Genomic DNA, 18,107 nt, shown 5'->3' with positions numbered 1-18,107 from the left:
GGACGCATGCAGGCCATTGTGCAACCCCCGGGTTCGATTTGCCAGCCCAATCTCTCCCTGCCGGCTGACGCCCTCAGAACCTGTGCCGGATGCCCACCACCGCGCCCAGCTGGTTCGAGCCCGGCTGCACGTTGATGATGGCGTTCGCGCCGGTGCCGCTGTTGTAGCCGTTGACGCCCAGGTACGAGTTTTCCTTGTTGAGCGCGTAGGCCACCGACGCATAGAGATCGGTGCGCTTGGTGAAGGTGTAGTCGCCCGTCACCACGAACTGCCACGGGTCCGACCCGGTATGGCGGAAATCCGAATAGTAAGCTGCGCCGGTCAACGAGAACGCCGGCGTCAGCTTGTACGCCAGGCCGAGCCAGTAGAGGTTCGAGCCGGCATTGGCCGCTTGCGCGCCGGGCAACATGGCGCCGTCGAAGGCCTTGGCCAGCCGGTAGCCGGCGAACGCCTTGGCCGGTCCCACCGCATACGTGCCGGCGACCGCGTAGCGCCGCAGCACCGGCGCCTGGTTGGCCGGGGTGCCGACATGCGCATCGTCGTAGGCCAGGCCTACCGCAAACGGGCCGTTGGCGTAGCTGACGTAGGCGCCGTACTCGCGCCCGAACACGTTGCTGCCGGCCACCTCGCTGCCATTGGCCTGGAACGAGTAGAAGGCCGATGCGGTGAGACCGCCGAAGTTGCCGACATACTTGACTGCGTTGTCCGCGCGCGCACCGAACTCAGGCGCGATCCCCAGAATGCCGTAGCGGTCGGCCGTCGCGGCGGGATCATAGAGGTTGTTGAAGTCGCGCAAGGCGGTCTGCTGCCGTCCCAACAGCAGCGCGCCATACGGGCTTTCCACGCCGACATAGGCATTGCGGCCGAACAGGCGCCCGCCCTGGGCCGAGTTGCCGGTATCCAGGTCGAAGCCGCTTTCCAGCAGGAAGACTGCCTTCAGCCCGCCACCCAGGTCCTCCGCGCCACGCACGCCCCAGCGCGAACCGGACTGGTTGCCGGAACTCAGCCGGAACAGGTTGTCGCCACTGGCGCCTGCGTTGCTGTTGTATTCGAAGCCGGCGTCGACGATCCCGAACAGGGTGACGCTGGTCTGGGCATACACCGCATTGGCGGCTACGGATGCGGCGATCACTGCGAATGTCTTCTTCATGGGTCCTCCAATCGTCTTTTGTGGCTCGTTTTTAGGGCAGCAGCGATTTGACGGTGGGCGTGTATCCGCCCTGTTTCCACGAAGGCGTGGATTTGCAAGCTTCCATGTCTGAATGCCACCTGCATACACAGCGATACATGGCGACGGACGCAGATGTGCCGCCAAGTCGTCACGGCGCGGCGAACACACCCCGCTCGCGTATCGCAATGTGTGAAGCAACGGCATCGACAAGCAGTTATACAAGCATCGGCCCTGGCGGAAACATTGGGGATACACCGCAGCGGTGAAATGCAAGCTCCGGACGCGGTTCAGATGCCATGGGGCGATCAACGCCTTGCGCACCTGAAAGCATCGTACCGGATGCCCTGCAGAACTCAAGAAGGACCTGGACCAACATGAAACCGATCACGATCTCTTCCCTCGCCGCTGCCCTGCTCTTCTCGACGCTCGCGGTCGCGGCACATGCCGCCGACGCCAGCGGTGCGGCCCGCCCCCTGACACGCGCGGAAGTTCGCGCCGACCTTGAAGCCTGGACACGCGCAGGCCTGGCCGAGTACTGGCGCGGCGACCGCGGCCCCGACGTCAACAGCGCGGAATACCAGCGGCGGTTTGCCGTCTATGAAAGCCTGCGGGCGGCCCAGCGAGAGGCCGCCGCACGCTGATCCGGCAAGAAAGACGAGTGCCCACGGCAACTGCGCCACCCGGAGCAAGCTCCCCGGGTGGCGCAGTTGCCGTGGGCATCAGGCATTGCCGAAGGCCGATCGCCATGACGGCGATCATCAACGGCTGTAGCCGTGGCGCGCAGGCGCTACATCCGCGACAGGCGTGAAGGCCTTGCATGACGACCGCCACGCCCAGTCAGGACTACGTACGCCATTTGCCGCCGCGCACCAGTTCCGTCACCGCATCGGCAAACGCCGCGGGCGCTTCCTGCGGCAGGTTGTGGCCGACGCCGGGGATCTGGCGATGCGAGCGCGGACCAGTGAACCGGTCCGCGCTCGCCTTGCCATCGGTCGCGGGCACGACGCCATCGGCCGTACCGTCGAGCGTGATGGCCGGCACCGTGATCGGCGGCAGCGCCGCGAGCTTGTTCTCGGTTGCCTCGTGCAGCGGATAACCAGGCGCGAGGCCAAGCCGGTGCCGGTATGAATGAATCACCACATCGACATAATCGGGATTGTCAAAGGCCTCGGCGGCACGCGCAAAGGTCTGCTCATCGAACTGCCAGGTCGGCGAGTTGTTCTTCCACAGGATGCGGGCAATGTCGCGGCGATTGGCCTCCAGGCCGGCGCGGCCGCGCTCGGTCTGGAAGTAGTACTGGTACCAGAGCCCCCATTCGACCGGCGCCGCCAGCGGCGCGGTGGCATGGGCAATATCCTGGATCAGGTAGCTGTTGACGGAGACCAGGCCGATGCAACGCGACGGGCGCACCGCGGCGACAACGCAGGCGGCGCGGCCGCCCCAGTCGTAGCCGGCCAGCACAGCCTCCGGGATATGCAGCCCATCCATCAGCGCAATCACGTCTTCGCCGATGGCCGCCTGCTGGCCGGCCCGGGGCGTGGCGGGAACGCGCAGGCGCGTGGTGCCATGCCCGCGCAGGTATGGGACGATGACACGCAGGCCGCGCGCCGCCAGCATCGGCGCGACCTCCACATAACTGTGGATGTCGTACGGGAAACCATGCAGCAGGATCACCGGGCGCCCGTTGTCCGGACCGGCCTGGTGATAGCCGATATCGAGATAATCGGTGCGCACCTGCCGCACCGGCATGCGTGGCAGCGGCGCGGCGCCGGCACGGGCCGCCATACGTCTGACGGCGGGAGCTGCCAGTGCGCCCGAGGCCGCGACCAGCGTCGCGCCGGCAACGCCGGTGGCCAGGAACGCACGGCGGGAAGAAACATGATCTAACACGATATCTTTCCTGAAGGGTAGGTCGTTGGGAGAGGTCAGTTGCTTTCTATGCGGGCGATCAGCGCATTGCCGAGCCAGCTGGCGAGCAATGCGCCGGCCCGGGCAATGCCATCGTCTTCACCAAGGCGCTCGACCAGCATCTCGCAGAGCGCGTCGAAGCGGCCGTTCGCCTGCAGGTGGATCAGGGCATCGCGCTCGACCGCGTCGACCTGGTGCAGGTAGCAGCCGAAGTCCTTGCGCCAGACGATCAACCCGGAAGGCGCTGCCAGCATTTCGCTCTCGGGCAACGGCTCGCCGTCGCTGAGCGCGGTCCAGAGGTCGTGGGCATTGGTCGTGGTGGTGCGCACCTGCAGGGACGGCACCAGCACCAGCGTCGCCGCATCCCAGTCGATGCTCGCCAGCGCCGCCGCAGACGGCGGCGTCGCATCGCTCGCGACAAAGGCCACGGACATGGCGTGCTCGATCCAGGCCAGCTCATGCAGATCGGGATTGTTGGGATACCGCGCCGCCAGCGTGGCGTCAAAGCCGTCGGCATAGGCATCGAGCGTCCATGCGTGCGGCGGATGCCTGTCGATGTGCGCGATGGCCGAGGCGAGGAACGCTTCGTCCCCCATCCACTCGTGCACGCGCGGGAATGACGTTTCCAGGCAGCCGACCAGCTGCGCACGGTAGTTGTTCTGGTAGACCGCGAGGCCGGCCGCGGTGTCCGGGCCGAGGCGGCCCGCCGCTTCGGGCGATGCCGTCATCAGCCAGGCGCGGAAGTCCTGCTGTAGCGTGGCGAGGTTCATGGGGCATCTCCCGCAAGCGCGCGCGCGATGGCCAGCTCGTCCAGCAGTTCGGCCAGCGGCGGAATCTTGTCGTCGCGCTCGATCATGGTGGCGACGGCGCCCACGCGCGCGCGTACCCGGGCGTAGAGCTGCCACACCGCGTCGCAGACCTCGCTGTCGTGGGTGTCGATCAGCAATTCCTTGCCCTGGCTGTGTCCGGCCAGGTGGATCTGGCGCACATGCGCGGCGGGAATGCCGTCGACGAACGCGTGCGCATCGAAGCCGTGATTGGTGGCGCTGACGTAGATGTTGTTGACGTCCAGCAGCAGGCCGCAGCCGGTGCGCTCGCACATCGCCTCGAGGAATTCCCACTCGGTCATGGCGGCGCCGTCGAAGGCAACGTAGCTGGACGGGTTCTCGAACAGCATGGCGCGGCCCAGCACGTCCTGCGCCATCGAGATATTGGCGCAGACGATATCCAGCGCCTCATCGGTATAGGGGAGCGGAAGCAGGTCGTGCGAATTGAATCCGCCGATCCGCGACCAGCTCAGGTGATCGGAAACATGGAGGGGTTCGGTCTCGTCGACCAGGGCCTTGAGCCGGCGCAGGTAGTCGCGGTCAAGCCCGTCGGAGGAGCCGACCGACATCGATACGCCGTGCAGCACGACCGGGTACCGGCTGCGCACCTCGCGCAGCACGTGACGGGGCCGGCCGCCATCGACCATGAAGTTTTCAGAGATCACTTCAACGAAGTCGACCGGAACTTCCATTTCGAGGAACGCCTGGTAGTGCTCCTTGCGGAGACCAAGGCCGTAGCCGGCGAAGGGAGGGCTGAGAACTGGCATGGGCTCGCTCATCTTTGTGGAAACCGTGGCGGGACGGCCCGGGGTGGCTTGCACCACCCGGGACCGGTGCGGCGCTTACTTCGGCTCGGTCAGCGTGCCGCCTTCCTTCAGGCACACCGACGCGGGCTTGACCAGCACGCCCTTGCCCTTGCACTCGTTCAGGCCGGCGCAGTCGTTGCTGGCGGTGGCACACAGGCTGGTGCCCTTGCAGGCATTGACGCCGTAACAGCGGCCCGGCTCGTCCTTGGCGGCGGCCTGTGCCGGCGCAGCGATCGACGACAGGGAAGTCAGCGCGACGATCGCGGCGGCGGCGGCAAAGGTGATACGGGACTTGGTGGTCATGGTCATGATGAAACTCCAGGTTTGGGTGGGGGGTGAAAACTGAAAACAGGTGCTGCCGCTAGCGCACGTTGCGCGCGGCGTCCTCGATCACCTGCGCAACCTTTTCAGGCTGCGAGATGTGAACGGCGTGGCTGGCCTTGATCTCCGTGACCCTGGCGCCGGCGCGCTTGTACATCCAGCGCTGCAGGTCCGGGTTGAGCAGGCGGTCCTCGGTGGCGACGATGCCGTAGCTCGGCTTGCCGTGCCAGGCCGCGGTCCAGACATTGGTCGCGAACGCGGCGCTGGTCAGCGGCACCTGCGATACGGCCATGAAGCCGGTGCGGTTGGGGGTGAGGTCGCCGGCGTAGTCGGCGCCAAAGCTGGCGGGATCGATATACAGGTGGCCGTCGCGCGTCGAGCGGATGCTGGTGCTGGCGGCCGGCATGGAAGCGGTGAGCTGGCCCATGCCTTCGCCCACGTCCGGCTGCAGCGCCGCGACGTAGACCAGCGCCTTCACCTTGTCGCGGGCACCGGCCTCGGTGATGACGGCGCCGCCGTAGCCGTGGCCGACCATCACCACGGGGCCGAGCTGCATGCTGACGCGGTCGCGCACGACGGCGACGTCGTCGCTGAGCGTGTTGTGCGGCAGCTGCACCACGGCGACGTTGTAGCCCTTGTGGATCAGGATGTCGTGGACCACGCGCCAGCCCGAGGCGTCTGTAAAGGCATCGTGGACCAGCATGATGTTCTTTGCGCCCGGTGGCGCCGCCGGCGTAGCCGCCTGGGCGAGCGAGGGGATGGCCAGCACCACCGCGGTGGCGAGCATCGGAATAAACCGCATTGCGTATCTCCGGCAGGCCGCTGCGGCCTGCATCGAGTGGGTAGGAAAAAAGCGAGCGCTTACGCTCAGCGCCTGCCTGCGCCAGGCGGCAGCACACGGTCCAGCGACCAGCCACCGCCGCCATACGCCAGCAGCGGCAGCAGCAGGCCAGCCCAGGTCAGATGCGTGGGCCAGGCATCGGGATAAACGAAGATCTCGATCACCGCCGTCATGCCGAGCAACGCCGCCGCGGAGAAGCGCGTGAACAGGCCGAGCACCAGCAGCACCGGGAACAGGTGTTCCGACCAGGTGGCCAGCTGCGCCGCCAGCTCCGCCGGGATCACCGGCAACGCGTACTCCGACGTGAACAGCGCGTAGGTCGACGCCTTGATCGTCAGCAAGCCCTCCACCTTGGTCCGCCCCGACAGGAAGAACACCGAGGCGATGCCCAGGCGGGCCACCAGCAGCAGCGCCGAGTCCACTGGCGATGCCACAGGCGCCGCAGCGCTCACGTGTTGGCCGGCGCCCGACATCATTGGATCGCCTTCAGCGAGCCGTAGCCCTTGGGCGTCTTGATCGTTGTGCAGGTGCCCTTCTCGACCATGGTCCACGCATCGCCCTGGTAGTCGACCTTGGACGTGCCGGCGCAACTGGTGCCGGGACCGGCGGCGCAGTCATTCTTGCCGGCGAGCGACACGCCGTAACACTTCTCCAGCGCCTTGGCCGGCTCCGCGGCATGCGCGGCGAGGGAGAAGGCATTGATCGACAGGGCCAGGGTGGCAGCAATAAGGGCGTTCGAGCGGTTCATGAGGATCTCCTGATTTAACAAGGGGAAAGCACGGTCAGGCTGAGGTCAGGCAAACGGGTTGGAGCGGATCGCGTCGATGCCGGGCATCAGGCGCGAGCACCGTCCAGGTAGGGATCAGAGTTGCGCGCGCCGTCGACGAACGGGTCGCGTGCGTCCTGCACGGAACGGGCGCCGTCGCTGTACGGGTCGCGTGCGCCCACGGTGGCGGCCTGGGCGCCCGCTGCGGCGGCAACCAGCGCGATGGCAAGGACGATGCGCTTGGTGATGGGGGTAGTCATATTGGTTTCCTGGAGAGATTGCGTGGGGTATTGCGGGCCGGGGATCGCTCTGTTTGCGCGCCGCCGTGCCACCAGACGCATTTAAGAAGACCGATGTATCTCGCCCATAGCGGGCGAAGGCCGTTTGTGTGAGGGCACGTATCGTGCCGCCGGCTTGATACAAATGGGTACAAAGCGGCGCGTGAAACCGGCCTGGCGAGCAGGCCGGAAGGCGGCGGGGGAAGGCGGTGTTGGCTCGCCGGATGCAGGAAAGTGCCGGGAGCGCGGCGCGCTCAGGGACCGGCCGCCAGCAGGATCAGGGCTCGGAATGTTTTCTGGCAGGTCCGGCGGATCCGTTCCAGTCAGTATTCCAATTCATATGACAATCATAGTTTCCAACCTGCCTGACGCTCGGCCATGCTTCAGACAAGCTAAAATTCACCGCTATAAATGCACCTTAAGCAACTTTATGTGAACGATATCGGCAGATCGTGCTACTATGAAATCAATAGACGACTGGGAGGGAAAGGTGCGACGCAACGCCAAACCGGTAACCACGAACTGCCCGATCGCCCGATCCGTGGAGGTGGTGGGCGACAAATGGAGCGTGCTGATCCTGCGCGAGCTGTACCTGGGTGCCACCCGCTTCGAGGAGATCCAGATCCAGACCGAAGCGACACCGCAGATGCTGGCCACGCGCCTGAAAGCACTGGAAGCGGACGGCATGATCGAGCGCCATCCGTACAGCGAACGGCCGCTGCGGTACGAGTATCGGCTGACCCCGAAGGGCAACGCGTTCTACCCCGTCGTGCAGGCCCTCAGGGTTTGGGGCGAGACCTGGTGCAAGAGCCGGGGGGAAGATTTTGCCGTGAAAGTCACCCATCGCGCCTGTGGGCACGAAGTCGGGCCTGGTAGCGTGTGTCCGGCGTGCGGGACGACGGTCGACAGAAGCGATCTCGAGGTGTCGCTGAGCCCGGGCTTTGAACGCGAGCGGGAAGCGAGGCGGATTGCGTTCAAGGAGGGCAAGCGGTGAGGTTGGAGGGCTCATCTCGCCAGATTGAAAGTCGAAATGGTGTGCCACGAATCAGCGTGAAATAACCGAGGAGCAAAAAAACATGAACGTCCAATTCATCGAGGATCTGGCCCCGGGCCAGAAATACCGTTCCGGGCGGCTGCGCGTAGAAGCGGACCGGATCAAGTCCTTCGCCGCCGAGTTCGACCCGCAGCCTTTCCATCTCGATGACGCCACGGCACGCGACACGCTGTTTCGCGGACTGGCTGCGAGCGGCTGGCACACGGCGGCACTGACCATGCGCCTGCTCGTCGACAGCGAATTCCGGCCCGCGGGCGGCATCATCGGCGCAGGCTTCGAGGAATTGCGTTGGCCCAAGCCGGTGCGCCCCGGCGACGAGCTGCATGTCGAGAGCGAGATCCTGGACGTACGGACTTCGAAGTCGCGCCCCGACCAGGGCATCGTGAAGGTGCGCACCACGACGTTCAACCAGGATGACGAGCCAGTGCAGGTCTTCACCGGCAATCTGGTCGTGCAACGGCGTCCCGCGGCCGAGGCATAGACGCAGGCGGCGATCGTAGCGGCCAGTGTGCGGCGGGCAGCAATTTGAACGTGCAGGCATCACTCGTCCTGCTGGACGACGGAGCTTCTGATGTGAACGACCTTCTGAAACCAGTGATCGCCGCACATGGCGGCCTTGAACGCTGGAACGCTTTCGAGACGGTAAGCGCCACCATCGTCTCCGGAGGCGACCTCTGGGGGACAAAAGGCCTGGCCGCGGACGACAACCTCCGCCGCGTCACCGCAAAGACGCACGAGGAATGGATGACCGTGACTCCCTACGGGGCACCCGATTACGTCATGACGTTCGTGCCGAACCGGGTCGTGATCCGGGACGGCAACAACGCGACCATCGCAGATCGGGAAAATCCCAGAGCAGCGTTTGACGGCCACGGTCTGGACACACACTGGGATTCACTGCACCGGGCCTATTTCAGTGGCTATGCCCTGTGGACCTATCTGACAACGCCATTCCTGCTCGCCATGCCAGGCGTCACCGTCGAGGAGGTCGCTCCCTGGAACGAGGACGGCGAGACCTGGCGGGTTCTGCGTGCAACGTTTCCGCCTGACATTGCCACCCACAGCCCGGTTCAGGAATTCTATTTCGGCCCGGATTTCCTGCTTCGCCGTCACGACTACCAGGTTGACGTGTCCGACGCCCTCCCTGCGGCTCAGTATGTCTATGACATGGTTGAAGTCCAGGGCATCCGCTTCCCGCGTCAGCGACGTGCCCACCCGCGCGGCGCAGATCTGCGCCCGGATCGCGATCGCCTGCTGGTCTGGATCGACCTGGCCGACTTCGAGCTTCGGTAAACGCGCAACCGGGAAGGGTTGACGATGGCCAACCGGCTGATCGCCGACCTCCACCTCCCCTTCCCGGCCACAAGCGCCCACCGCCAGTCACCCGTTGAACGGCGGCAGGCACAAGCCAGATGCGTCGAGACCGCTGTTCAGTGACTTGCTGCCTCTACAGCACCGATACCGGTCTCGGAGCGCAGCTCCTGGGCTTCAAAGCCAGCCTTGTCCAGCAGGGCCCGCTTCGACTTGTCGGTAATCGAGAAGAACCAGATCCCGAGGAAGCCCGCCGTCATCGAAAACAATGCCGGGGACGTGTACGGGAACGGCGCGTCCTTGAAGTGGAACACATCGACCCAGACCGCCTGCGACAGGATGGTCAGGACCACCGCCGTCAGCAGTCCCAGGAAGCCGCCCACGGTCGCGCCCCGGGTGGTGCAGCCCTTCCACAGCACCGACATGAACAGCACCGGGAAGTTGGCCGACGCCGCCACGGCGAAGGCGAGCGACACCATGAACGCGATGTTCTGCTTCTCGAAGACAATGCCGAGGACCACCGCGACCAGGCCGAGGATGACGGTCGTGATGCGCGACACACGCAGTTCAACGGCACTGGTCGCCTTGCCCTTCTTGAATACCGTTGCATAGAGATCGTGCGACACGGCGGATGCACCGGCAAGGGTCAGGCCGGCCACGACGGCCAGGATCGTTGCAAACGCCACGGCGGAGATGAAACCGAGGAACACATTCCCGCCCACCGCGTTGGCAAGGTGCACGGCCGCCATATTGACGCCGCCATGCAGCTTGCCGCTGGCATCCTGGAAGCTCGGGTTGGTCCCGACCAGCACGATCGCACCAAAACCGATGATAAAGGTCAGGATGTAGAAGTAGCCGATCCAGGTAGTCGCCCAGAACACCGACTTGCGCGCCTCCTTGGCGTTGGGCACGGTGAAGAACCGCATCAGGATGTGCGGCAGGCCGGCCGTGCCGAACATCAGCGCAATGCCAAACGAGATGGCCGAGACGGGATCCTTGATGAAATTGCCCGGCCCCATGATCGAGTCCTGCTTGGCGTGGACTTCAACGGCTTTCGCGAACAAGTCCTCGGGGCTGAAGTGGAACTGCGCCAGCACCATGAAGGCCATGAACGAAGCGCCGCCGAGCAGCAGGCAGGCCTTGATGATCTGGACCCACGTCGTTGCCGTCATGCCGCCGAACAGCACGTACACCATCATGAGCCCGCCCACGATGACCACCGCGATCCAGTATTCCAGCCCGAACAGCAGCTTGATCAGTTGCCCGGCGCCTACCATCTGCGCGATCAGGTAGAAAGCCACTACCACCAGCGTGCCCGACGCCGCGAATGCACGGACCGGCCCCTGCTTGAAGCGATACGCCGCCACGTCGGCGAAGGTGAACCGGCCGAGGTTGCGCAGCCGCTCCGCCATCAGGAAGGTAATGACCGGCCAGCCGACAAGGAAGCCAATGGAATAGATCAGGCCGTCATAGCCGTTGGCGTAGACCGCAGCCGAAATGCCGAGAAAAGACGCCGCCGACATGAAATCGCCGGCGATCGCCAGGCCGTTCTGGAAGCCGGTGATGCCGCCCCCGCCCGTATAGAATGCCGCGGCGGATTTGGTCTTCGATGCCGCCCACTTGGTGATGTACAGCGTGCCGATGACGAACAGCACGAACATCCCGATTGCCGTCCAGTTGGTCGGCTGCCGCACCGCCTGGCCCATGTCGCCACCGGCCGCGAGCGCGGCCGTCGACAGCAGCAGCGCCGCGCAGGCGAGGATTGTGTGACGGGTTTTCATGCCACCTCCCGCTTGATCTGCTCCGTCAGCTCATCGTAGGCGCCATTGGCATGGCGCACGTAGAACCCGGTGATGGCAACGGTAAATACGATCACGAACAGGCCGATCGGCATGCCCCACGTCATCACGCCTTGGCCCATCTTCGCGGCCAGAAGTTCCTTGTCGAAGGCAATGAGCAGCACGTAGCCGTAATAGATGACGAGCATGGCGGCGGTCAACGTCCACCCAAGCCTTGTGCGCCTGCGGACCAGCTCGCGATACCGGTGATTTGCCTTTAGTCTCCTGACCAGATCTTCATTCATTCCTGTCTCCTGCCATTTATGCTTCGCATTGCGGTTGCAGCCGATGCTGCGCCGGATGCGATCAGTCCACGCTGGCGTGCCGTTCCGACAGGCCCATGCGTGGCGTCATCCGAAGTCCGTGCTGCATAAATTAACGGGCTCCCCTTACCTGCTTCTTACACGGGGCGTCGAATTTCGCCCCGGGTAAACGCGTAGGCGATACGCGTGGAGGAGCTGGAACGCCCACCGACCGCTGCAGGGCTGCCATGGAGTTTGGAGCGTGGAACGGCGCGCCAAGCATCTGCTGCCGTCCACCGCCCCGCTAAGGTATGCTTTCGCCTTCAGAACGATCTACTCCAGGGGGACAAATGCGGCGCGTCGTATTCAATCAGAAGGGCGGGGTTGGCAAGTCGACCATCGTATGCAATCTCGCGGCGATCAGCGCCAGCGAGGGCTTGCGCACCCTGGTCATCGACCTGGATGCGCAAGGTAACTCGAGCCAGTACCTGCTGGGCGCGCAGGCCGGAGAGGCAAGTCCGACGGTCGCGAACTTCTTTGAAACCTCCCTGACCTACACCTTCAAGCCGGTGGACCTGACGTCATTTGTCCACCCGACGCCGTTTGAGAATCTGGATGTGATGCCGGCGCATCCTGACCTGGATTCCCTGCATGGCAAGCTCGAATCCCGCTACAAGATCTACAAGCTGCGCGATGCCCTGCTCGAGCTGGAGGCGATCTATGACGCGATTTACATCGACACGCCCCCGGCCCTGAATTTCTATACCCGGTCCGCGCTGATCGCCGTGGAGCGCTGCCTGATCCCGTTCGACTGCGATGACTTCTCGCGCCGTGCCCTCTACACGCTGCTCGATAACGTGAAAGAAATCCAGCAGGACCACAACGACGGGCTGCAGGTCGAAGGCATTGTGATCAACCAGTTCCAGCCGCGCGCCAGCCTGCCGCTCAAGCTGGTCGAAGAACTGGTAAGCGAGGGCCTGCCGGTACTGGAATCGCGGCTGTCTTCGTCGGTGAAGATCCGCGAATCGCACCAGCACGCGACCCCCATGATCCATCTGGATCCACGCCACAAGCTTGCGCAGGAATACGTGGCGTTGCACCGGGAGCTGGCTGGCTGAAGCATATGCCAGGGCGCGCGCACGGCCACCCATGTCCGCCGCCGCGCCACAGGAAAAACTAGCCATGGGCCAAGGGGGCGCATAAAGTCGGGGACGCGATACAGGTTTCCGGACGTCTTCCGCGGGAGGCCACATCTCGATACAAAGCCTCGGCTCATCGCTCTGGTGGTTACGATGTTTCTGGCAACCTTGTCGGGGATGTCGTGGGCAACCGAGCAAGCGCAACAGCGCCGCGCAGGGCGCCAGGAAACGCGTCAGGATTCACGGCAAACCAAGCAGGACTGCCGCGCCGCCGACCAGAAGAGCAACCCGCAATGCCGGCAGGATAAGCGGCAGACCAAGCAGCAAGGGCGTGAAGCGGCTCGGGACATCAAGTTTTGAGTGGGCGATGACTTCTGGTCACGCCAGGTGGCGGCTCACACCACGATGGCTGAGTTCCTCCGCAAGGCAAGTGAAATCGACTGGCTTGACCAAGTGCAAATCGACGCCCGCGTCCCGCGATTTCGCGCGGTCGTGCCCCTGGCCCCACCCGGTGACGGCCACCAGCAGGATGCTTTCGCCCCAGGGCTGCTTCCGCAGAGCACGCGCGACGTCATAGCCCTCCATATCGGGCAAGCCAATATCCAGCAAGACCAATTCGGGACGAAACGCTTCCGCTATCTGCAAGGCGCTCGCACCGTCCAGGGCCACACGCACATCATTGCCCCACAGCTCCAGTAGCATCCTGGCGCTTTCGGCAGCGTCCTGGTTATCGTCGACAACCAGGATACGACCAGCAGTGAGCGCATCCACCCGCTTTTGCGCTACCGCTGACGGAGCGGTCTGCGTCGCCGCGGCATGCGCCACCAGCGGTAGTCGCAGCCTGAACTCTGCCCCGCGTCCGATCCCATCGCTGTGCGCGGTAACGGAACCACCGTGCAGCTCGATGATCGTGCGCACCAGCGACAGTCCGATACCCAAGCCTTCCGTGGCATGCCGGCTCGCTTCGTCACCTCGCACGAACATGTCAAAAATGCTGGTGAGCTTGTCCGGCGCGATGCCTGCGCCGGTATCGTGGACTGCGATAAACGCGTTCGGGCCCCTGCGGCATGCCGTGAGCGATACCGTACCGCCGACGCCTGTATATCTGGCGGAATTGTTCAGGAGATTTGCGACTGCCTGTGCCAGTCGTGTGGAATCGCCTTCGACCGGCAGCGGCTCGTCGCCCAACTCCACGATAAGCGTCAAGGCAGCACCTGAAATCAGCGGCTGGCTTATTTCCACGCCGGCCAGGATGGCGGTCCTGAGATCGATGGGCTCGCGCCGCAGTTCGAACTGACCGGACGTAATTCGCGCGTCCTCCAGCAGATCGTCAACCAGGCGGGCCAGGTGGCCAAACTGGCGATCGATGATATCCAGGGCGGCCCGGAAAGCGCCATCGATCGGTGCGCGCCGCAATGTCTCCAGTGAACTGCGGATTGGCGCGAGCGGATTGCGCAGTTCATGCGAGAGGGTGGCAATGTAACGGTCATTCGCGCGATTGACTTGCTCCAACTGCTCGTGGGTCCGCTTCAATGCACTCACGTCGACCAGGACATTGACCGCACCCATCGGGACGCCGTTTTCACCAGTAAGCGGATTGGCGTAGGCGAGGACTGAAAGCCGCTGGCCATCGGGACGTTCGATCACGATTTCCTCACCGTCATAGCTGCGGCGGTTTCGCAAGGCGAGGGCCATCCAGCATTGTTCGTGCGGAATCGGCGTGCCGTCAGCCGCAAACAGCCGGAACGAACCGCAGTAGCGATCGGCAGGATCGTTCAGGCGAGGGCTTCTCCCCCATACCTGGGTCGCCCGGGCATTGAAGTACGTGATCAACCCGGCTTCATCACAGGTGTAGGCGCCCGCAGGCAGGCTTTCGAGCAGGCGGAAGAAATGCGTTCCAAGACGAGCGATGGAACCCGGGGACTCAGGGATATAGGAACCGCTGGCGTGAGATGCTTGCGCGACGCCGGCTTTTACCGCTCGGTCCGTGCCTTTGCGCTCCTTTTTGTGCATAACGACTCCTGAATCGGGCGCGTAGGCGAGGAGCCCAAGTGGGTACATTGGTGAACGGGACAGCGGGCAGCCTGGCTTGCCACCAGGCATGCCGAAGTGGTTGGCTCGCTGAAATGCGTTCCTGATGTGCCTAGTTGGCCACCGCGAATAAACGTGGGCCTGACGGAACGCTCCGATATAGCGCCGGGATGCGCCAGCGCACTGAACGTCCACAACGATGTCGTGCTGCAGCCCAGTATGCGCTCGTTTCCCTGAACAGGGTTGTCGATCCGCTCCCACGGCGACTTTGCCGCGGTCACCAACCTGCCGCATTTTGGTCATTTTCTTGCGGGGCATAGCTTGAGGTTTGCCGGCAATCGTCCCTACCCGAGCCCCACGAAAGATATCTCCTGTGTCGGGGATTAAGCGCGTATGCTGAGATTGCCAGTCCGGCACAGCAAATCACCAGGAGTACCAGCATGGCCAAAAGTCAACTACGTGGCAATCGCGAAGCCAAGAAACCGAAGCAACCCAAGAAGCCGTCGGTACCCGCGTCCCCCTTCAGCACGGTTCAGTCTCGTGTGGGGAACGATGATGTCGCCAAGAAGAGGAAGTGAGTGAGCTTAGGCACGCAGACGCAAGATCTTGTCAACCAGGCAGCCGGTAAGGTTCCACATCGATTCTGATACCTCCATTGGAAACGCAGACTGCTTCGGGAGATGTATATGAATCATTACAACACGGACGCTACGTTCCGAGGGCTTCCACTTACCGCAGAACAAAACTCGGAGATCCGTCACTACTTCAAACGGAAGGCCAGGCTGGGCCAGCCATGGAATACACCCGAGTTGCACGGCATGCTCGAGGACATGTTGTTGCCTCCAAGTACCGAGGATGACAGCCAGGGTGACATCCCCCCTGATGCATTCGCCGTCGCCGAACGCGCTGCCGCGTTCATCGACCAGGAAATGGAGCCGATCGAGGCGTATGAGGAATGGCACGCCGCGATGGAAACCGAGAGCATGAAAGGGAGTATGCGGTGAGGTATGGCCACACACTCGGTGCGGCACGGGTGCGGCCCTTCGAGCGCGCCCACACGGACTTGTCCAAGGAGGGTCCAATGACAATCTGGCCACTTGCGTTCCTGGGGATGCTGATCGCGCTCTACGCCCTTATCATCCGAGTGGGAATCCACCGCAAGCCGGTGCTTCACAAAGCGAAGCACTCGCTTCGGTACTGGCGGAATCGCCTGGCCCACGTGGCCAGGTAAGTGAGCTGCGCCGAGCCCACCGCCCAATGGTCGCCTTCACCCGCTTGCGTCACATCCCTGTTATGGGTATATTTTTGCGCGATGACTCCATCGCGGAGACTCCCATGAGCGCATACATCGCCCGCAACCGGGCTAGTGCAGTTGAGTACATCAAGGCACGCGCAGAGGGCACAGTCGAACTGGACTATGAGTCGGCGTGGGAGGATGCGCTCGAGCTTGGACGCCTTGGACAAAAATGTGGTGTCGATGTCCAGTATCGAACCTCCGAGCATATCTGTGTCGAATCCGCTGACGCACTAGCCCGAGGGCTGCGGAGCGAAAAACTCACGTTCAGACAGCGATACCTCTACTGCAGGTTCGACCTGACTGCCCTGCCCGAGGAGAGCCTGTGCGAATTGGAGAGCCTGGCCATCGAGCACGGCGACTACATCTTGCCTGGCCATTTGCTGCAGGAAACGACGCTCGTCTGGAGTTAGACAGGCTTGACCTTCCCACAACCGGCATAGCAACGCACTTGCTCCACGGCCTGTCCCTGGACCGTGACACAGCGCCTCATCATTCATATCGCTCGCGTGCTCACCCGGCATGAGGTGCCAGATCCCCATCTGGCAAGCAAGACAGCATAAGGTAGCAAATCTACTTAAGAACAATCCCTACAGGCGGAAGCATCCCCACAAAAGTAGGATAGAAGGACCAACTATGCGTGAAGGAGCACGCCATGCGTCCTTACTATGCCACCGAGAGCGACCGGCAGGAGATCGAAGCCCTTCTACGCGCCTCCTCCCTGTCCGTCATGGGGGTGCGCGAACATATCACTCAATACATGGTAGTCCGCGACAACGCGGGGCTTCTCGGTTGCGCAGGTTTGGAGCGATATGAGAATACGGGTGTCCTTCGCGGGCTCGCTGTTGCCCTACGCGCAAGGTCTGCAGGTCTTGGCGAACTTCTGATTTCCGCCATCGTGGCAGCCGTCCGTCCGGAGGGCGTCGAGTCTATCGTGTTGCAGACAAAGACCGCGGCCGGCTATTTCGCGCGCCTGGGCTTTATGCCAATCAGCGATTCGGACTTGCCTCCGGCCGTACTCCCCTCGCAGGAATTCCGCCGTGATCAGCAAGACGTCGGGACGTTGATGCATATTGCCTTGTGACAGGCAGGCCTGGGCCGACCAACTCGACTATCAGCCAAATGGATTAGTGCGCAGGCACGGTCCATCCTGCCATCTCCCCCCCTTTACCTATTGCAAAGGCCCCCGCTACCCTCAAGAATGGACTTATGGATGACGGGGGGCTGACCATGGAAATGCGTTGGGAGAAGCTTTACTCAGGCGGACTGACCGAATTCCGTAAGTCCGAGTGGGCAATCTGCCGGCCCGTGCGCCGGGCAAAAGCCCTGAACGTGGCGTGCCTGGGCACGCTGCTGACGGTATTGGCCATCGGGACCGTGCTGATCTTCCAGTAATACGTTCGCCGGGATCCCCGGCGAACAGCAGGGCAATCTCCAATCCGGCAGACCAGCAAGAAGCCATCCCGCGCGGCGTGTGAGACCCACTCAAAACGTCCGAAATACAAGACGCAGCCAGGAAGGCCGTAGAATCCGCGGTGACAATCCGTTCCAGCACCGTGAAATTCCTTGCCAGCCTCGAGATGAAGAAGGTCACCCTACTCTGCGCCGCCCTGTTGACATCCCTCGCCGCCCACGCGGCACATCCCGCAACCCAGCCCGAAGCGTCAGGCAATACAGCGGCACCGCTCGGACTGGAGCTTGGCAAGGCCAGGTGCTCGCGCCTGGCGCCGCCTCAGAATCACGCCAGGACCGGCAAATCCGAGTGGGCCGGTGGCGAAACGGTGGAGCTCAGGCATCTGGAACGCTTCCACCTTCCTGGCCTGACGCGTGTCATCCTGAACTGCGACGCCCAGGACACCGTCGTGCTGATGACGATGACGTTCGAGCGGTCGGCACTGGATGAAGTGCGCAAGAAGCTGGACGAGCGCTATGCCTCCCTGCGCAAGACCGAAGGTGCGGCCGAGAACGGCTACGCCGAGTGGGCGGCGGCCAACGGCAGCCTGGAGCTGCTCTACGGGCGCGACAGCAAGCACTTTACGGTGGCGTACTGGGCGAAGGGTGCCAAGGCCAGGTACTTTGCATACAGTGGCACTGCCGACAAGAAGCCCGCCGCCACGCCCGCTGCAGCGCCCCAGCCCGCGCCGCTGTAACGGGCAGGCAGCGTGCGCGCTGCCTGCCCCACCAGCCCGTCAATAGCCGGCCTGCCCGATCCACCTGGTTCAACAGCGCCCGCCCCGTCGCGGGCGCGCCACAGGTTTTCAATGCATTGGCGCGCCACCA

22 protein-coding genes and 1 pseudogene are annotated in these 18,107 nt (G+C 63.6%); 11 read left to right on the top strand and 12 right to left on the bottom strand.

Going from position 1 to position 18,107, the window contains the following annotated elements; translation table 11 throughout:
* Window positions 1-73: 73 nt before the first annotated feature.
* Window positions 74-1,150 (bottom strand): porin, encoded by a 1,077-nt coding sequence (locus K307_RS08050; RefSeq protein WP_042877500.1) that lies wholly within the window; start codon window positions 1,148-1,150, stop codon window positions 74-76.
* A gap of 395 nt (window positions 1,151-1,545) precedes the next feature.
* On the opposite strand from K307_RS08050, the gene K307_RS08045 reads away from it, so the two are divergent.
* Window positions 1,546-1,812, top strand: coding sequence for a DUF4148 domain-containing protein (locus tag K307_RS08045; RefSeq protein WP_042877499.1), 267 nt, complete (start codon window positions 1,546-1,548; stop codon window positions 1,810-1,812).
* A 202-nt stretch (window positions 1,813-2,014) separates the two neighbouring features.
* On the opposite strand, the gene K307_RS08040 is transcribed toward K307_RS08045, so the two are convergent.
* The 8 genes and pseudogenes from K307_RS08040 to K307_RS08005 all read right to left on the bottom strand — a co-directional run.
* A complete protein-coding gene (locus K307_RS08040) occupies window positions 2,015-2,920 on the bottom strand; it encodes an alpha/beta fold hydrolase (RefSeq protein WP_230625859.1) in 906 nt (301 codons plus the stop codon).
* Between the two features lie 176 nt (window positions 2,921-3,096).
* Window positions 3,097-3,849 (bottom strand): DNA-binding domain-containing protein, encoded by a 753-nt coding sequence (locus K307_RS08035; protein ID WP_042877497.1) that lies wholly within the window; start codon window positions 3,847-3,849, stop codon window positions 3,097-3,099.
* Window positions 3,846-4,673, bottom strand: coding sequence for a DUF692 domain-containing protein (locus K307_RS08030; protein WP_042877496.1), 828 nt, complete (start codon window positions 4,671-4,673; stop codon window positions 3,846-3,848). Before K307_RS08030 ends, K307_RS08035 begins: the two co-directional genes overlap by 4 nt.
* Before the next feature lie 75 nt (window positions 4,674-4,748).
* A complete protein-coding gene (locus K307_RS08025; protein ID WP_042877495.1) occupies window positions 4,749-5,021 on the bottom strand; it encodes a hypothetical protein in 273 nt (90 codons plus the stop codon).
* Between the two features lie 52 nt (window positions 5,022-5,073).
* A complete protein-coding gene (locus tag K307_RS08020) occupies window positions 5,074-5,835 on the bottom strand; it encodes an alpha/beta fold hydrolase (protein ID WP_042877494.1) in 762 nt (253 codons plus the stop codon).
* 65 nt (window positions 5,836-5,900) lie between these two features.
* Window positions 5,901-6,350 carry a DoxX family protein gene (locus tag K307_RS08015; RefSeq protein ID WP_230625587.1) on the bottom strand — a complete coding sequence of 150 codons (450 nt, stop codon included), beginning with the start codon at window positions 6,348-6,350 and terminating at the stop codon, window positions 5,901-5,903.
* Window positions 6,347-6,622, bottom strand: coding sequence for a DUF2282 domain-containing protein (locus K307_RS08010; protein ID WP_042877493.1), 276 nt, complete (start codon window positions 6,620-6,622; stop codon window positions 6,347-6,349). Before K307_RS08010 ends, K307_RS08015 begins: the two co-directional genes overlap by 4 nt.
* 92 nt (window positions 6,623-6,714) lie before the next feature.
* Window positions 6,715-6,900, bottom strand: a pseudogene (locus tag K307_RS08005) (hydroxyquinol 1,2-dioxygenase); the annotation flags it as partial.
* 508 nt (window positions 6,901-7,408) lie between these two features.
* Between K307_RS08005 and K307_RS08000 the strand changes: the two are divergent.
* The 3 genes from K307_RS08000 to K307_RS07990 all read left to right on the top strand — a co-directional run bounded on the left by K307_RS08000 (window position 7,409) and on the right by K307_RS07990 (window position 9,265).
* A complete protein-coding gene (locus tag K307_RS08000; protein WP_042877491.1) occupies window positions 7,409-7,912 on the top strand; it encodes a winged helix-turn-helix transcriptional regulator in 504 nt (167 codons plus the stop codon).
* An 82-nt stretch (window positions 7,913-7,994) separates the two neighbouring features.
* Window positions 7,995-8,453 carry a MaoC family dehydratase gene (locus K307_RS07995; protein WP_042877490.1) on the top strand — a complete coding sequence of 153 codons (459 nt, stop codon included), beginning with the start codon at window positions 7,995-7,997 and terminating at the stop codon, window positions 8,451-8,453.
* Window positions 8,454-8,545: 92 nt separating this feature from the next.
* A complete protein-coding gene (locus tag K307_RS07990; RefSeq protein WP_042881617.1) occupies window positions 8,546-9,265 on the top strand; it encodes a hypothetical protein in 720 nt (239 codons plus the stop codon).
* A 137-nt stretch (window positions 9,266-9,402) separates the two neighbouring features.
* Here K307_RS07990 and K307_RS07985 read toward each other — a convergent pair whose 3' ends face one another.
* Together K307_RS07985 and K307_RS07980 are read right to left on the bottom strand one after the other, a co-directional pair.
* Entirely contained in the window at window positions 9,403-11,064 is a 1,662-nt protein-coding gene (locus K307_RS07985; RefSeq protein ID WP_042877489.1) for a cation acetate symporter, read from the bottom strand.
* Window positions 11,061-11,366, bottom strand: coding sequence for a DUF485 domain-containing protein (locus K307_RS07980; RefSeq protein ID WP_042877488.1), 306 nt, complete (start codon window positions 11,364-11,366; stop codon window positions 11,061-11,063). Before K307_RS07980 ends, K307_RS07985 begins: the two co-directional genes overlap by 4 nt.
* A 347-nt stretch (window positions 11,367-11,713) precedes the next feature.
* Here K307_RS07980 and K307_RS07975 point away from each other — a divergent pair, with 347 nt between their 5' ends.
* Both K307_RS07975 and K307_RS07970 read left to right on the top strand, forming a co-directional pair.
* On the top strand, window positions 11,714-12,481 hold the full coding sequence (locus K307_RS07975; protein WP_042877487.1) for a ParA family protein: 768 nt from the start codon (window positions 11,714-11,716) through the stop codon (window positions 12,479-12,481).
* A 174-nt stretch (window positions 12,482-12,655) separates the two neighbouring features.
* Window positions 12,656-12,862, top strand: a complete 207-nt coding sequence (locus K307_RS07970) for a hypothetical protein (protein ID WP_051974757.1) — start codon at window positions 12,656-12,658, stop codon at window positions 12,860-12,862.
* An 18-nt stretch (window positions 12,863-12,880) separates the two neighbouring features.
* On the opposite strand, the gene K307_RS07965 is transcribed toward K307_RS07970, so the two are convergent.
* Window positions 12,881-14,515, bottom strand: coding sequence for a hybrid sensor histidine kinase/response regulator (locus tag K307_RS07965; protein ID WP_051974756.1), 1,635 nt, complete (start codon window positions 14,513-14,515; stop codon window positions 12,881-12,883).
* A gap of 704 nt (window positions 14,516-15,219) precedes the next feature.
* On the opposite strand from K307_RS07965, the gene K307_RS07960 reads away from it, so the two are divergent.
* From K307_RS07960 to K307_RS07935, 5 genes are all read left to right on the top strand, one after another.
* The gene (locus tag K307_RS07960; RefSeq protein ID WP_042881615.1) at window positions 15,220-15,537 is read left to right on the top strand and encodes a hypothetical protein; all 318 of its coding nucleotides are present in this window, start codon (window positions 15,220-15,222) and stop codon (window positions 15,535-15,537) included.
* A 331-nt stretch (window positions 15,538-15,868) separates the two neighbouring features.
* Window positions 15,869-16,240 carry a hypothetical protein gene (locus K307_RS07950; RefSeq protein ID WP_042881613.1) on the top strand — a complete coding sequence of 124 codons (372 nt, stop codon included), beginning with the start codon at window positions 15,869-15,871 and terminating at the stop codon, window positions 16,238-16,240.
* 242 nt (window positions 16,241-16,482) lie between these two features.
* A complete protein-coding gene (locus tag K307_RS07945; protein ID WP_042877484.1) occupies window positions 16,483-16,911 on the top strand; it encodes a GNAT family N-acetyltransferase in 429 nt (142 codons plus the stop codon).
* 125 nt (window positions 16,912-17,036) lie between these two features.
* Complete coding sequence (locus K307_RS07940) at window positions 17,037-17,222, top strand: hypothetical protein (protein ID WP_042877483.1); 186 nt, start codon at window positions 17,037-17,039, stop codon at window positions 17,220-17,222.
* A 185-nt stretch (window positions 17,223-17,407) separates the two neighbouring features.
* Window positions 17,408-17,977, top strand: a complete 570-nt coding sequence (locus tag K307_RS07935; protein WP_042881611.1) for a hypothetical protein — start codon at window positions 17,408-17,410, stop codon at window positions 17,975-17,977.
* Window positions 17,978-18,107: the final 130 nt, after the last annotated feature.

It is taken from the genome of Cupriavidus necator A5-1, assembly GCF_000744095.1.
Classification (GTDB): Bacteria; Pseudomonadota; Gammaproteobacteria; order Burkholderiales; family Burkholderiaceae; genus Cupriavidus; species Cupriavidus necator_A.
This window is presented reverse-complemented; position numbering and strand designations above follow the sequence as displayed.